This is a genomic window from Kribbella endophytica (genome assembly GCF_054781295.1).
In genome coordinates this window covers 770,192-785,333 of record NZ_BAAGUR010000004.1, presented here as the reverse complement: position 1 = coordinate 785,333, position 15,142 = coordinate 770,192, and the positions used below count along the sequence as shown (strand labels likewise).

At 69.3% G+C, this 15,142-nt stretch carries 11 protein-coding genes; 10 read left to right on the top strand and 1 reads right to left on the bottom strand.

What is annotated here, in order from left to right:
* The first annotated feature begins 94 nt into the window (after positions 1–94).
* From ACYVIO_RS35390 to ACYVIO_RS35365, 6 genes are all read left to right on the top strand, one after another.
* A complete protein-coding gene (locus ACYVIO_RS35390; protein WP_460655323.1) occupies positions 95–1,405 on the top strand; it encodes an NAD(P)/FAD-dependent oxidoreductase in 1,311 nt (436 codons plus the stop codon).
* 15 nt (positions 1,406–1,420) lie between these two features.
* Positions 1,421–3,436, top strand: coding sequence for a S9 family peptidase (locus ACYVIO_RS35385; protein ID WP_460655322.1), 2,016 nt, complete (start codon positions 1,421–1,423; stop codon positions 3,434–3,436).
* Positions 3,433–5,175, top strand: coding sequence for a CocE/NonD family hydrolase (locus ACYVIO_RS35380; protein WP_460655321.1), 1,743 nt, complete (start codon positions 3,433–3,435; stop codon positions 5,173–5,175). Before ACYVIO_RS35385 ends, ACYVIO_RS35380 begins: the two co-directional genes overlap by 4 nt.
* 73 nt (positions 5,176–5,248) lie before the next feature.
* Entirely contained in the window at positions 5,249–6,619 is a 1,371-nt protein-coding gene (locus ACYVIO_RS35375) for a serine hydrolase domain-containing protein (protein ID WP_460655320.1), read from the top strand.
* A 3-nt stretch (positions 6,620–6,622) separates the two neighbouring features.
* Positions 6,623–7,285, top strand: a complete 663-nt coding sequence (locus ACYVIO_RS35370; RefSeq protein ID WP_460655319.1) for a TetR/AcrR family transcriptional regulator — start codon at positions 6,623–6,625, stop codon at positions 7,283–7,285.
* Positions 7,282–8,982: a CocE/NonD family hydrolase gene (locus ACYVIO_RS35365; protein ID WP_460655318.1), complete on the top strand. Its 1,701-nt coding sequence runs from the start codon at positions 7,282–7,284 to the stop codon at positions 8,980–8,982. The genes ACYVIO_RS35370 and ACYVIO_RS35365 overlap by 4 nt, the downstream gene beginning before the upstream one ends.
* Before the next feature lie 22 nt (positions 8,983–9,004).
* Here the strand turns inward: ACYVIO_RS35365 and ACYVIO_RS35360 are convergent, their stop codons facing one another.
* The gene (locus tag ACYVIO_RS35360; RefSeq protein WP_460655317.1) at positions 9,005–10,300 is read right to left on the bottom strand and encodes an amino acid deaminase; all 1,296 of its coding nucleotides are present in this window, start codon (positions 10,298–10,300) and stop codon (positions 9,005–9,007) included.
* Positions 10,301–10,467: 167 nt separating this feature from the next.
* On the opposite strand from ACYVIO_RS35360, the gene ACYVIO_RS35355 reads away from it, so the two are divergent.
* From ACYVIO_RS35355 to ACYVIO_RS35340, 4 genes are all read left to right on the top strand, one after another.
* Positions 10,468–11,775, top strand: coding sequence for an NAD(P)/FAD-dependent oxidoreductase (locus tag ACYVIO_RS35355; protein WP_460655316.1), 1,308 nt, complete (start codon positions 10,468–10,470; stop codon positions 11,773–11,775).
* Between the two features lie 100 nt (positions 11,776–11,875).
* Positions 11,876–13,114, top strand: a complete 1,239-nt coding sequence (locus tag ACYVIO_RS35350) for a PucR family transcriptional regulator (protein WP_460655315.1) — start codon at positions 11,876–11,878, stop codon at positions 13,112–13,114.
* 142 nt (positions 13,115–13,256) lie between these two features.
* Positions 13,257–14,477, top strand: a complete 1,221-nt coding sequence (locus ACYVIO_RS35345) for a sensor histidine kinase (protein ID WP_460655314.1) — start codon at positions 13,257–13,259, stop codon at positions 14,475–14,477.
* Positions 14,474–15,121 (top strand): response regulator, encoded by a 648-nt coding sequence (locus tag ACYVIO_RS35340; RefSeq protein ID WP_460655313.1) that lies wholly within the window; start codon positions 14,474–14,476, stop codon positions 15,119–15,121. The genes ACYVIO_RS35345 and ACYVIO_RS35340 overlap by 4 nt, the downstream gene beginning before the upstream one ends.
* Positions 15,122–15,142: the final 21 nt, after the last annotated feature.

The following is a 15,142-nucleotide window of genomic DNA, read 5'->3' as shown; positions in this document are numbered from 1 at the left end:
TCGGAGCCCGCGACGCGAACGTCGGACACCTGTCGGTCGAATCCGCGGCCCGGACGCGACAGAGTTCCCCGCAGACCGAGACGTTGGAGGAGTCATGGCCCGCAAGGCTGATGTCGTTGTCGTCGGAGCCGGTGTGATCGGATCGTCGATCGCCTACGAGCTGGCCCGTACGGCGCTGGACGTCGTGGTCGTCGACAAGGCGACCGGGGTCGGCCACGGGTCGACCAGTGCGTCGAGCGCGATCGTCCGGTTCAACTACTCGACGTTCGACGGCGTGGCCCTGGCCTGGGAGGCGTTCCACTGCTGGGCGAAGTGGTCCGAGCACCTGGACAGCGGACCGGGCGAGGACCTCGCGTCGATCACCACCGTCGGCTGCCTGATGCTCGACGTTCCCCAGATGGGACTGGCGCGAACGCACGCCCTGCTGACGTCGGTCGGCGTCCGGTCGGAGGTGTGGGACCCCGAGACGCTGCGGGCGCGGGTCCCGGGCATCGACCCGGGCAAGTACTGGCCGCCGAAGCGGATCGACGTCGACGCGTTCTGGGCCGAGGCGACCGAGGAGCTGTCGGCGCTCTACATGCCCGACGGCGGGTTCATCGACGATCCGATGCTGGCGGCGCAGAACCTCGCCGACGCAGCGAAGCGGCACGGGGCGACGTTCCTGTTCAAGCAGCAGGTGGTCGACGTGCTCAAGGCGAACGGACGGGTGAGCGGCGTACAGCTCGCCTCCGGTGAGGTGATCGAGGCCCCGGTCGTGGTGAACGTGGCCGGTCCCTGGTCGACGGCGCTGAACGAGCTCGCGGGGGTCGGTTCGGACCACACGATCACCGTGCGGCCGATGCGCCAGGAGGTGCACCACGTCGAGGCACCGCCCGGGTACAGCCTCGACGACGAGTCGATGGGCCCGGTGGTGGCCGACCTGGACCTCGGCGTCTACCTGCGCCCGGCCAAGGGCAACGGCCTGATGATCGGCGGCACGGAGCCCGAGTGTGAGCCGCTGCAGTGGGTCGACGACCCGGACGCGATCAACCCCAACCGGACCAAGGACCTGTTCACCTCCCAGGTGATGCGGGCAGCACGCCGGCTCCCCGGGCTGCAGGTTCCGTCGCAGCCGAAGGGGATCGCGGGCGTGTACGACGTGGCGTCCGACTGGACGCCGATCTACGACCGGACCGCGCTCGACGGCTTCTACGTCGCGATCGGCACGAGCGGGAACCAGTTCAAGAACGCGCCGGCCGCGGGCCGGCTGATGGCGACGCTGATCACGGCGGTGGAGAACGGCCACGACCACGATCGCGATCCGGTGCGCTACGTCTGCCCCCATACCGGGCACACCATCGATCTGGCGTCGTTCTCACGCAAGCGCACGGTGAACGGCAACTCGTCGGGCACCGTGCTCGGGTAGACAGGGGCGATCACCATGGAACTCACGACGCGGCGGAAAGGGCGGACGGTGGAAGACATCCGGCACACGGAGGAGTACACGTCGACGGCCGAGCACCTGCGGCGGGTGCACGAACCCGCCTTCGGGCAGCCGGCCACGATCTTCGATCCGCAGGTCTCTCCCGACGGCGCGCAGGTGCTGGTCACCGGGACCGTGCTCGAGGCGCTGGACGGACTGCCACGCATCCGTCTGTTCGCCGTACAGGACGGTGGGTTCCGGCCGGTGGGTGGCGGCGAGGGTTCGTCGCGCGGCGGTCGGTTCTCCCCGGACGGCAAGACCCTGGCGCTGCTGTCGGACCGTGCCAAGGAGGGGGTGTTCCAGGTGTGGCTGACCGGTGCCGACGGCACCGATCAACTGACCGCCGCGCCGCCCGTGCACGGCAGTGTCGAGTTCGTGCACTGGTCGCCCGACAGCCGGCGGCTGCTGCTCGGCGTCGCCGATCTGGGCGCCGACGTGGCCGGTCACCAGAACTCAGGGGTCAACTTGGACACCGGGAGCGACCTGCCGTCGTGGCACCCGGAGGTCGAGGTCGGAACTCCGGACTCCGCCTGGCGCACGCTGTGGATCTACGAGCTCGACAGGGGAGAGCTCTCCCAGGTCTCGCCGCCAGGCCTGAACTGCTGGGAGGCGAGCTGGTGCGGGCCCGATCAGGTCCTCGCGATCACCAGCAGTTCGCCGAGTGAGGATGCCTGGTACGGCGCGTCGCTGTCGATCGTCGACGTGGCCGGCCGGACCCAGCGGGAGTTGCTGACCAGCGACGTACAGCTCGGTCTTCCCGCGGCATCGGCCGACGGCCGGTTCGCCAGTGTCGTCCAGGCCGTCTGCAGCGACCGCGGGATCATCGCCGGAGACCTGATCGTGCTCGATCTGGTGGCCGGTACGCAGACGACGGTCGACACCGCCGAGACCGATGTCACCGCGGTGCAGTGGAGTCCGGACCACCTGCTCGGGTACGCCGGACTGCGTGGTCTCGACACGGTCGTCGGCCGGTACGACGGCGGGACCCAGCTGGCCGAGGAGATCTACTGCAGCCCGCTGGCGGGCGGCCCCCGTTACCCTGAGGCGTCCTTCGCGGAGACCGGCCAGATCGCCGTCGTGCAGAACTCCTACCGGCTCCCGCACCAGGTCGCCCTCGTCACCGACGACGACCTCACGGTCCTGGCGTCGGTTCGGCATGCCGGGTCGGAGTACCTGCTGTCGTCCTGCGGCGAGGCCGAGCCGGTGCGGTGGACGGCGCCGGACGGACTGACGATCGAAGGCGTGCTGTGCCGGCCCGACGGTCCCGGGCCGTTCCCGCTGGTCGTGAACATCCACGGCGGACCGATCTGGGCCTTCCAGAACTCGTGGTCGATGCTGTACCAGTGGGTCCCGCTGCTGGTCTCCCGCGGGTACGCCGTGCTCAGCCCGAACCCGCGCGGCAGTGGTGGCCGAGGGCAAGAGTTCGCCGCGCACGTCGCCGGTGACATGGGCGGTCTGGACACCTACGACTTCCTGTCCGGCATCGACGCCCTGGTCGAGCAGGGCATCGTGGATCCCGCGCGGGTCGGGCTGATCGGCGGCAGCTACGGCGGGTTCATGTCGTCGTGGCTGGTCACCCAGGACCAGCGGTTCGCCGCCTCGGTGCCGATCTCTCCGGTGACCGACTGGTACAGCCAGTCCTTCACGAGCAACATCGCCGCCTGGGGCAACGCCTTTCTGGACGCCGATCCCGAGCAACCGGGGTCGAAGGCCCACACGCGGAGTCCGGTACTCCAGGCCAGCAAGGTCCGTACGCCGTGCCTGAACGTCGCCGGGGCCAACGACCGCTGCACACCCCCGGCACAGGCGCGGGAGTTCCACCAGGCCCTGACGGCGAAGGGCGTCGAATCGGTGCTCGTCCTCTATCCCGAGGAAGGGCACGGCGTCCGCGCCTACCCGGCGATGACCGACTTCCTCACCCGGGTGATGCTCTGGTTCGACCGGCACATGCCGGCCCGGCAGGGGCTCGAATGACAGGCGGGCCGGCCGCGGAGTTCCCCGTCGGCGGCCGGCCCGCCCTCCGCGGGCAGCAACCGGAGCCGGTCGAGCTGCGGGTGCGGCACGACCTCCGGGTGCCGATGCGGGACGGGGTCGAGCTCGCGCTCGACCTTGTGCGTCCGGACCTCGACGGGCCGCTGCCGGTCGTGCTCGTGCGTACGCCGTACGACAAGACGATGACCCGGGCGGGCGACGCGGCGCAGTTCCGCCGGATCGCGGGGGAGGGGTACATCGTCGCGGTGAACGACTGCCGTGGGCGGTTCAACTCCGGCGGCGAGTTCTTCCCCTACCTGAACGAGCACGACGACGGGTACGACACCGTCGAGTGGATCGCCGCGCAGGACTGGTGCGACGGCAACGTCGGCATGATCGGCGGCTCGTACGCCGGCCAGACCCAGTGGTTCGCCGCCTCCCGGGTGCCGCCGCACCTCAAGGCGATCGTGCCGATGGTCTCGCCGCCGAGCTCGTTGTGGCGCAACGAGCCGATCTTCAACGGCGTCCTGATGCTCGGGATGAGCGAGTGGATGGTCGGGATGGGCTGCCGGTCCTGGCAGGACGCCGCGTTCGGCACTCTGTTCAGTGCGCAGAAGGACTACTTCGACGCGCTCCCGGTGTCCTCGATCCCCGCGCGGGCCGGCGTCACCAGCAAGTGGTGGCAGGAGATCCTGCGGCACCCGACCCTGGACGACTTCTGGAAGCGCGGTCAGTATGACCGGTACGCCGAGATGACCGTTCCGGCCCTCAACGTCACCGGCTGGTGGGACATGAACTTCCCCGGTGCGCCGACCAACTTCGAGGCGATGCGCCGGTCCGCCGCGACGCCGGAAGCCCGTGCCGGCCAGAAGCTCGTGATCGGTCCGTGGCCGCACCTGATCAACCGGTCACGCGAGGTGTCCGGCCTCGACTTCGGGGCGGACGCGCTGGTCGAGCTCGACGAGTACGTCGTCCGGTTCTTCGACCGGTACCTGAAGAACGAGGACAACGCGATCGAGCACGAGAAGCCGGTGCACGTGTTCGTCACCGGCGCCGACGAGTGGTGGGCCGAGGACGACTGGCCGCTGCCCGGCACCGAGGAGGTGCCGTTCTACTTCCACTCCGGCGGCCGGGCCAACACGCACGACGGCGACGGCACCCTGTCGACCGATCCGCCGACGACGGACGAACCGTCCGACCAGTACGTCTACGACCCACTCGATCCCGGCCGCGTGCTGTGGAACTTCAGAGAAGGCCCTGTGGACGATCGCGAGGCGACGGCCCGCGAGGACGTGCTCTGCTACACCAGCAAGGTCCTGACCGAGCCGCTCGACGTGGTCGGGTGGGTCACCTGCCGGCTGGAGGCGAGCTCGTCGGCCACCGACACGGACTGGCACGTACGGCTCGTCGACGTGCACCCCGACGGCTCCGCGCGATTCCTGTGCCGGGGCGCGCTCCGGGCCCGCTTCCGGGAGTCGTTCGAGCACCCGACGCTGCTCGAGCCGGGGCGGCCAACGGCGTTCGAGTTCACGATGGACGCGACCGGCGTACGGTTCCTGCCCGGCCACCGGATCCGTGTCGAGGTCTGCAGCTCCTGGTTCACCCAGTACGACCGCAACCTGAACAGCGGGGCGGAGAACCCCTTCGACGACGCCGATCCGCGGCCCGCCACCCAGACGATCCTGCACCGGCCAGGGCACGCGTCCCATGTCGTTCTGCCGGTGATCCGCCGGACTCCTTGACCAACACACTACGGCGTAGCAAGATACCAGAACGCCGGATCGGCAGCCGCGCACCGCGTGAGGAGACGAATCTGTGATCACACAGCAGGAGTTGCAGTCGCGGCTGGACAGCGCCGCCCGCAAGCTGAACGTGCCGGGCGCCGCGATCGCTGTTGCCAAGGGCCACGAGCTGGTCACCGCCGTGACCGGCGTGACCAACGTGACCACGGATGCCCCCGTCGTGCAGGAGACACTCTTCGCCGCCGGATCGGTCACCAAGCTGTTCACCGCCACCCTGGTGATGACGCTGGTCGACGACGGGCTGGTGGATCTCGACACCCCGGTGCAGGAGTACCTGCCCGACTTCGTGGTCGGCCAGGACCCGCGCTCCGCCGAAGTGACCACCCGGATGCTGCTCAACCATTCGAGCGGCCTGCCGGGGAACTTCACCTACGACCTGCCCAAGGGACCGGACAACGTCGCCGGCTTTGTGGACCTGCTGCGCGAGTACGAGTTCAACTCTCCACCGGGCACCTACTGGTCCTACTCCAACGCCGGACTGGTCACGGCCGGCCGGGTCGCGGAGGTGGTGACCGGGCTGACGTTCGACCAGGCCCTGGCCGAACGGGTGCTGCGCCCGCTGGAGCTGAACGCCACGTCGGACACCGACGAGATGATCCTGCGCTCGACCGCCGTCGGTCACGTCGTCGATGCCCAGGGCAACGTTCAGCGGGTCCCGCGCTTCCAGCTCGGCACCAACGCGCCGTCGGGGTCGGCGCTCGCGTGCGACGTCGGCGCGCTCGTCACGTTCGGCCGGATGCACCTGGCCAACGGCCGGGCCGAGAGCGGCCGGCGGTTGCTGACGCCCGAGTCGGTCGCGGCCATGCAGGTGCCGCAGATGGAGTTGCCGTGGCGTCTCGGGTACGACGCGTTCGGCCTCGGCTGGGCAATCCGGCACCTGAACGGCCACACGCTGCTCGGTCACACCGGCGCCAGCGCGGGGCAGCACTCGACCCTCGACATCATCCCTGACCAGCAAGGCGTTCTGGCGGCGCTGACGAACAGCACGTCCGGCGCGGCGCTCTTCGCCGAGCTGTGCGCGGAGCTGCTCGACGAGTGTTTCGACGTACGGCCGCAGCCTCCGGCGGAGGCGTCCGGCGCTGCGGTCGAGGTCGACCTCGCGCCGTACGTCGGCGTCTACACGGCCGACGACGGCCGGCTCGTCGTGACGCAGGACGACGGCGCGCTGCGGGTCCGGATCGAGGCCGATCCGGGGTTCGGCGACATGATGAAGCTGATCGTCGGTGAAGCCGCGTTCCCGCCGCCCCCGCTGCGGCTGACGCCGTACGCCGCGGACGGCCGCTTCGTCAGCGACGTGGGTATCCCGATCCAGTTCGTCACCCCCGCGGGTTCCGACGCGGTCGACTACGCGTACGCCGGGCGCATCTACCGTCGCGGGGCCTGACCGGTGCCGACGGCAAGCGAAGCGCGGCGGCCCGGTCCGGCGCGGAGCCTGAGCCGCGAGCGGATTCTCGAGACGGCGCTGGAGATCATGGCGACCGACGGGCTGGACGCGGTCTCGTTCCGGAGCGTGTCGAAGGCGTGCGGGGTCAACCCGATGGCGCTCTACACGTACCTGAAGGACAAGAACGAACTGCTCGCCGGGATGTACGACGTGGCGATGCGCCGGATCGGCCTTCCGGCGAGGTCGCGAGCGACGCCGGAGAACCAGCTCGTCGCCTACTTCAGCGCCGTACGGCGGATGCTGATCGAGAACGCGGACCTGTACCGGCTCGCGCGGCCGATCGGGGTGCCCGGCGCCAACCTGGACGTGGCCGAGCGGGTCGTGGCGTTGTTCGCCCGGTTGGGTCTGCCACCGGCCGCCGCGGTCGACACGCAGCTCAGCCTGATCCAGTACACGATCGGCAACGCGCTGTTCTGCGCGTCCGTCGACCCCGGTGCGTTGGTCACGTCGATGCATGATGCGTTCGCCGACGTTGATCCCGAGGTCCATCCGCAGTTGCACAAGCTGCGTGAACTCGGTGCGATCACGGAGCCGGCCGCGGCGTACGAGGCCACGGTGCGCTCGATGCTCCGGTCAGCTGTCGCTGCCCACGGCAGGGCCCTGTGACCGGTTCTCTGCCACTCGGCCCGGAGACGCTGTCGGAGTTCTTTGCCTGCCTCAAGGGTGAGCTGAAGGGGAGCTCACCCGATCTCGAGGTCCGGATCCCGATGCGGGACGGCGTCGAGCTCGCCGGCGCTGTCTACCTTCCGACTGATCAGAAGGACGCCGTACCGGCGATCGTCCAGATCACGCCGTACGACAAGTCGTCGGCCACCTGGTCGCGGGAGGCACGCTGGTTCGCCGACCGCGGGTACGCATCGGTGGTCGTGGACGTGCGGGGGATCCTGGAGTCCGGCGGGGACTTCCACTGGTTCGTCCACGACGGAGAGGACGGGTACGACGTCGTCGAGTGGGTCGCGGAGCAGTCGTGGTGCGACGGCTCGGTCGGTACGACGGGCATCTCGTACATGGGTTGGGTCCAGTGGGCTCTCGCCGCGGAGCGCCCGCCGCACCTGAGGTGCATGATCTCCAGCGCGGCCGCGGGCCGGTGGATGCAGGACATCCCGTACACGTGGGGGATCCTGCAGAGCTACTTCCCGATGTGGCTGTACGGGATCCAGCAGCAGACGAACCCGCGCCCGGCAACGCACGGCGAGACCGTTCCCGAGCTGCTCTCCACCTGGCCGCTGGTCGGGATCGGCGACAAGCTCGGCCTCGAAGGGCCCTCCTGGGGCGACCTGACCGAGCACTCGTCGTACGACGAGTTCTGGAAGGCGCTGCGCTTCGACACGTCGTACGCCGAGATCGATGTGCCCTGTCTGCACGTCGCCGGCTGGTTCGACCTGGAGAACCTGACCGGCGCGATGCACCACTACGAGCAGATGATCAACGCCTCGCCGGCGGCGTCCGACCAGACCCTGCTCGTCGGGCCGTGGTCGCACGCCGGAGTGCGCTATCCGCACAGCACCTACGACGGGACCGACTTCGGGCCCGCGGCGTCGGTGGACATGAACGAGCTGCATCTGCGCTGGTTCGACAAGTGGCTCCGCGGGGACGAAGACCGCTGGACGTTGCCGTCGACGGCGGTCTTCGACACCGGGCAACGGGAGTGGAAGCTCGGTGAAGAGTGGACTGCGGCACAGCGGTCGTTGCATCTCGCCGGCGGCCGTGGGCTGAGTGAGAGTCCCGATCCCGTGCCTGGGCAGGCGAGTTACCGCTTCGACCCTTCGGTGACGCCGGTGCCGCGCTTCGACTTCCGCGCCTACCCGGCGACGGACTATCCCTTCGACGAGACCGCGGTGGACGAGCGTGACGACGTACTGACGTGGACCACCGAGGTCCTGGACAGGCCGCTGACGTTGACCGGTTGGTCACGCCTGATCATGTACGCCGCTACGGATGGCACGGACACGGACTGGCACGTCAAGCTCACCGACGTGGATCCCGACGGCCGCTCGGTGCGGGTCTCGTCGGGATGCCTGCGGGCGAGCTGCCGGACCGGGCTCGACAGCCCCGAGCCCGTACAGCCCGACGTCCCGACGGAGTACTCGGTCGAGCTCTGGCCTGCTCATCACACGTTCCAGCCCGGGCATCGGCTCCGGGTGCAACTGGCGAGCTCCGACTTCCCGTGGTTCACGCTGAACAGCAACCGGTTCGGCCATCCGATGACGACCGGAGATCCCCGGCCGTGTGTCAACACGGTCCTGTTCGGCGGTACCCACCCGTCCCGGATCGTGCTGGGCACCACGCCCTTGGAGCCCTAGGAGCGGCCGTTCAAGGCGTCCGTCAGAAGTAGGTGCGGACGGCATCGACGACGCGGTAGTCGTCGTCGGTCACCAGCAGCACCTGCCAGCGGTCGAAGGTCGTGCAGGGATGGGCGATGCCGAAGCCGACCCGGTCGCCCACGCGCAGTGGGCTGTCGGCGGGGAGCTCGAGATAGGCGTGGTGGTCGTTGAGGCGTAGCGTCCGGTGCCCGTCGAGGGCAGCCGGTTGCTCGCCGACGTGCCGGTGCCAGGCGAACGGCGTCGGCAGGTGGACGTCGTACGAGCAATCACGTTTGCCCATCGCAACAATCGCGAGACCGGGCTCGGGCAGCGACTGGACCTGCGCCCAGACCTCGATCGCCGGACGCAGCCCTTCGCCGAGCCCGCCGGTCTCGGGCATGCGCACCGCGATCGCCTTGGCGTACTCGCTGAACCAGCTCGAGTCGTGCGTGACGTAGCAACCGCTGCGGAGTACGAAGATCGGCTCGCGCCGCAGCGCCAACCGGGACCGCAGGGACGGCGGCAGGTCGAAGTACTGCGAGCCGCCGGCCGACAGGATGACCGGCCCATCGGCGTACAGGTCGAGGGCGTCACAGCGCATCGCGACTTCGGCCATGTCGTCCAGGAGTTGGTTGATGCGCGCCAGTGTCCAGTCCGGCGTGGAGTCCTCGAGAACGCCTTCGAACCCTTCGACGCCCCGAAGAGCGAGATGCGGCCCGGCCCGGTGGACAGCGTGGGCCACCTCGACGGCTTGGTCGACGGTCCGAGCGCCGGTGCGGCCACCGGGTTGTCCGACCTCGACGAGCACCTGGATCGGGCGGCTCGCGCCGCTCTCGGCGACCGCGTCGCGCAGGATGTCGACGGTCGCCTCGGAGTCGACCAGGCAGTAGAAGTCGAAGTCCGGATCGCGGTCCAGCTCGGAGAGCACGAACCGCAGTCCCTCCGGATCGACCAGCTGGTTGGCGAGCAGAATGCGCTGGACGCCGAAGCGCCGATAGACGTGCAGGTGGGAGACGGTCGCGGCGGTGATTCCCCAAGCGCCGGCCGCGAGCTGCTGGTCGAACAGCTGCGGACTCATGCTGGTCTTGCCGTGCGGGCTGAGCCGCATGCCGGTCAGCTCGGTGAACCGCCGCATCCAGTCGATGTTGTGCTCGATCGCGGACCTCTTGAGGATCGCGGCGGGCAGCGGGACGTCGCCCGCGACCAGACTCCAGCCTTGCTTGCCGACGGCCCGTAACGGGATCGGTGGGCCGGCCGGGATCGCCTTGACGGTGCCGTCCACCTCGGAGTCCAGGACGTCCTGGAGGTCGAGTCGCATCTGCTCTCCTTGCCGGTGGCCTGACCCGACGAGTCTGAACTCCGGGTGAGCGGTCGGACACCAACATCTGTCGCAATCTCGTCGGGCGACTTCTCGTCATCGGTCGGTCGTGCTCGGGGGCGGCGAATGGTCAGCTTGTCCTGCTCGGCTCGACGACGGGAGAACTCATGACCAGCGGTGCGGACGCGGTTGTCGTGGGAGCCGGAGTGGTGGGATCGGCCGTCGCTCTGGAGCTGGCCCGACAGGGTGCGCGGGTGGTGGTCGTGGACAAGGAAGGCAGCGCGGGGCAGGGATCGACGAGCGCCTCCGACGCGGTCGTCCGGTTCAACTACTCGACCGTCAGCGGTGTCGCGGCGGCCTGGGAGTCGTTGCAGCTCTGGTCGGAGTGGGCCGACCACGTGGAGGCCCCGATGGGATCGGCCCTGGCGTCGTTCCGGCGTACCGGGATGGTGATGCTGGACGCGCCGAGCGCGGCGCAGGATCGTAGCCGGGCGCTGTTCGAGCGGGTCGGAGTGCCGTTCGAGCAGTGGGGTGCGGACACGTTGCGGGCGCGGGTTCCCGGTCTGGATCCCGGTCGGTTCTGGCCGCCGAAGCGGATCGACGACGACGCCTTCTGGGCCGAGCCGACCGAGCAGCTCGGCGCGCTGTTCACTCCCGATGCCGGTTTCGTCGACGACCCGGTGCTGGCGACGCGGAATCTCGCGGACGCGGTGGTCCGGTACGGCGGGCTGTTCCTGTTCCGCCGGACCGTCGTCGGCGTACGGCGAGCCGGCGGTCGCGTGGCCGGCGTCCTGCTCGCGAGCGGGGAGCGCGTCGACGCACCGATCGTGGTGAACTGCGCCGGTCCCTGGTCGGGCCGGCTGAACGCGCTGGCCGACGTCACCGACGACTTCACGATCGCGGTCCGGCCGATGCGGCAGGAGGTCCACCACCTGGAGGCGCCGCCCGGGTACGGCGGCGGCGAGGCGTTCGGCCCGATCGTGTCCGACCCGGATCTCGGGATCTACCTGCGCCCGGCTCCCGGCAACGTCGTGGTGGTCGGCTCCGCCGACCCCGACTGCGACCCGCCGGGATGGATCGCCGACCCAGATTTCTGCGACCCGGGTCAGACCACGAGCGCGCTGGTGACCCAGGTGACGCGCGCTGCCCGGCGCTTCCCGGAGCTGCGGTTGCACACCCGGCCGAAGGGCGTCACCGGCGTGTACGACGTGGCGTCGGACTGGACCCCGATCTACGACCGCACGAACCTGGACGGGTACTACGTGGCGATGGGGACCAGCGGCAACCAGTTCAAGAACGCGCCGCTCGTCGGCCGGATGATGGCGACCCTGATCCGTGCTGTCGAGGGCGGTCACGACCACGACAGCTTCCCGCTGGTCCATCGCTGCGAGCACACCGGGAACCTCGTCGAGCTCGCGGGCTTCTCCCGCAAACGCCAGTTCAACGACTACTCGACCCTGACGGTGGTGGGCTGACGATGTCTGGATTCCGCAGCATCGTCACCGAGGCCACAGGTGCCGCACGGTTCGGTGAAAACGTTGATCGTGGGGCGTGATGACTGGTTCAGTGGGGGTCATGGACTCCCGCGGACTGCAGCCGATCGTGGACCGGCTGGCCGAGCAGATCGGCCGGAACGTCGCGATCGACGATCCGCAGATGCACCTGCTCGCCTACTCCGCGCAGGTCGGCCCGACCGACCGGACGCGCGTGCAGTCGGTGCTGCAGATGAAGGTCGAGGAGTCGCTCGTCAAGCACGTGTATCGCCAGGGCATCGGGTCCGCGGAGGAGCCGGTGCTGGTGCGGGGGATCGCCGAGCTCGAGTTCCTGGACCGGCGGTGCTTCCCGATCCGTTGCCAAGGGCTGCTGTTCGGGTTCCTGTGGATCATCGACGACGACCACTCGCTCCCGGCCGAGTCGATGGAGCTCTGCGTCGCGGCGGCCGTGGCCGCCGGGGAGATCCTGATGCGCGAGCGGTTCCTGAACGACGAGCGGCGGCTGCGAGAGGCCGGCGTACTGGGTGGACTGCTCGGTTCCGACGAGCAACTACGGGCTCGCAGCTACGACGAAGGGTTGCAGGAGCAGCTGTTCGGCCCGGCCGAAGCCTGCTGCTGCGTGCTGATCAGGGATCTGAGCTCCGAGGACGGGAGCTCGCCCGGCTCGGCCACCGCGCTGGATCACCTGCTGCGCAACCTCGGGCAGCGCGTGGCGCCGTTGAGCGCGATCGGTCTGGTGAAGGACCGCGGGGCCTGCGGCGTGATGCTGGTCCACGGCGACGAGCAGACGATCGGCCGGTTCGTCGACGACACCGCGCGGACGCTGCTCACGGAGGCGGTCGGGTCGCTTCCGGAGGACTTCGTGCCGGGGGTCGGCGTCGGCAGCGTGGAGAGGTCCGTGGCTCAAGCCAGATTGAGCTACCAGACCGCGCAGCTCGCCACGACGGTCGGTTCGCACGTCGAGGAGTTCGGCACGGTGTCGGTGTGGAGCAGGCTCGGGGTCTACCAGCTGCTCGCCCGGTTCCCGGGAGTGGCGACCCGCGAGGCGCCGCTGCCGGCCGCCGTACGAACGCTCCTGGAGGACAAGAACGCCGAGCAGATGGTGGAGACGCTGGAGGCGTACCTCGACCTCGGCGGGAGTGTCCAGGCAGCGGTCAAGCAGCTCCAGCTGCACCGAACCAGTTTGTACTACCGGATCTCCAGGATCGAACAGCTGACCGGGTTGTCGCTGTCGAACGGCGACGACCGGCTGCTGCTCCACGTCGGCCTCAAGCTGGCCAGGCTGCAGGGCGCTCTGCCCGGGCAGCGCGACGTGAAATAGACGCTGCTCGAGCCCGTTCCGGTCCGTCGCCGGAAATGGCGGTCTCGTACTTTCGGTCGGTACGAAATGGTCGCGGGTGGGAAGTGCGCGGGGACGAGTACGGGAAAACTGACAACGTACTCAGCGCTTTCTGGAAACGATGATGGAGGACGACCCCGTGATCCGCGCCAACAGCCGGCTGCTGCGCCGTGGCCTGGTCGTTGCCGAGGTGGTCGTCGTGGTGGGCCTGAACGCCGAGAAGGCCGTCGCGCGCCTCCTGCTCCCGGACCAACCGCCACCGCCGGGGGAGACCATTTACCTCGGTGTCGGTGTGGTGGTCGGGGCACTCGCGCTGATGCGGCGGCGCCGGTCCGAACGGCTCGCACAGCTCGCGGTGGCTGCCATCACGATCTCGTTGCTGGCCAGCGCCGCCGGCTTCCTGACCGAGCCCGGCGGATCGATCGGCGGCGACACCGAGACACTGGGCTTGCTGCTACTGATCGGGGCGAGCTGCCACCAGTTGCGTCCGCAGCAGGCGGGCGGCATTGCGGTGATCGGCGGCCTGGCCGCGGTCCTCGCGCCTGCCCTGCGGTACGGCGGCGGTTCGGTCAACCTCACCGTTGCGACCCTGTGGGCGGCACTTTGGGCCATCAGCGTCGCGGTCGGACTGATCCTGCGCGACGGCGACACCCGGCATGAGGCTGCTCTGGCCGCTGCCCGGAACACGGAACGGCTTGTGCTGGCCAGGGAGCTGCACGATCTGGTGGCGCATCACATCACGGGCGTCGTCGTACGTACGCAGGCTGCGCGGGTGGTGCTTGCCGACGGCACGGAGCGGGAGTTGCTCGAGGACATCGAGCGGGCCGGTGCCGAAGCGCTTGGCGCTGTACGGCGGTTGGTGATCATGTTGCGCAGTCCCGAGCCGCTGGCACCCGGCACCGGGGATCTGGTGGAGACGGTCGTGGCGGCGGTCGGCGGTGACCAGGGCGTCACGGTGTGGTTGGCGCCCGAGCTCGCGGATTTCGCGGTGGCGTCGGAGATGGTGACGACGGTGCATCGCGTCGTACTGGAGTCGTTGACGAATGTGCGCAGGCATGCGCCGGAGGCTCGGCGGGTGAGCGTCTCGGTCGAGCCGGTGGAGCACGCGGGGCGGCAGTATCTGCGGGTCGAGGTGCTGAACGATGGGCATCGGCACAGCCGAAGTCGTGGCCGTCGGGCGGTGGACGGGTATGGACTGGTCGGGATGCGCGAACGGATCGACGCGCTGGACGGACATCTGACGGTCGGGGAGCACGGCGACCACGAGTGGCGGGTCCTCGCTGAGCTTCCGCTGCCGGGTGGCGTTGGGGCGGCGCGGACGTCGGGGGAGTTGGTGACGCGATGACGTTGCGTGTGCTGCTTGCCGACGATCAGGCGATGGTGCGTACCGGGTTCCGGCTGATCCTGGAACGGGAGCCGGACATTGAGGTGGTCGGGGAGGCTGCGGACGGGAAGCAGGCCGTCACGTTGGCTCAGAGGTTGCGTCCTGACGTGACGTTGATGGATATCCGGATGCCGCTGATGGACGGGCTGGCTGCGACGCGGTTGCTGGCGGGTCCTGGTGTCGCCAGACCGTTGCGGGTGTTGGTTGTTACGACGTTCGATCTGGATGAGCTTGTGCACGAGGCGCTTCGGTCCGGTGCGTGCGGGTTTTTGTTGAAGGATGCGGGGCCGCGATTGCTGGTGGAGGCTGTGCACTCCGCGGCGAACGGCGATGCTTTGGTGTCGCCGTCGATCACGACCCGGTTGCTGGGTCACTTCGCCACCGGTGGCAGTCGGCCCCGGCGTGCTGAGCCGGAGTTGACGGATCGCGAGCTGGACGCGGTCAAGGCGGTGGCTCGGGGTCGGACCAACGTGGAGATCAGTGCGGAGCTGCTGGTGTCGTTGTCGACCGTGAAGTCCCATCTCGGTTCGGTGCAGCGCAAGATCGCGGCCCGGAACCGCACCGAGATCGCCGTGTGGGCATGGGAATCGGGCCTGATGCGGTAATCGCCGCGCAGTGTTCTTTCG

Coding starts and splice junctions, on each gene's coding strand:
- ACYVIO_RS35390 (WP_460655323.1), top strand. CDS start 95: ATGGCCCGCAAGGCTGATGTCGTTGTCGTCGGAGCCGGTGTGATCGGA.
- ACYVIO_RS35355 (WP_460655316.1), top strand. CDS start 10,468: ATGACCAGCGGTGCGGACGCGGTTGTCGTGGGAGCCGGAGTGGTGGGA.
- ACYVIO_RS35385 (WP_460655322.1), top strand. CDS start 1,421: ATGGAACTCACGACGCGGCGGAAAGGGCGGACGGTGGAAGACATCCGG.
- ACYVIO_RS35345 (WP_460655314.1), top strand. CDS start 13,257: ATGGAGGACGACCCCGTGATCCGCGCCAACAGCCGGCTGCTGCGCCGT.
- ACYVIO_RS35340 (WP_460655313.1), top strand. CDS start 14,474: ATGACGTTGCGTGTGCTGCTTGCCGACGATCAGGCGATGGTGCGTACC.
- ACYVIO_RS35380 (WP_460655321.1), top strand. CDS start 3,433: ATGACAGGCGGGCCGGCCGCGGAGTTCCCCGTCGGCGGCCGGCCCGCC.
- ACYVIO_RS35360 (WP_460655317.1), bottom strand. CDS start 10,300: ATGCGACTCGACCTCCAGGACGTCCTGGACTCCGAGGTGGACGGCACC.
- ACYVIO_RS35350 (WP_460655315.1), top strand. CDS start 11,876: ATGGACTCCCGCGGACTGCAGCCGATCGTGGACCGGCTGGCCGAGCAG.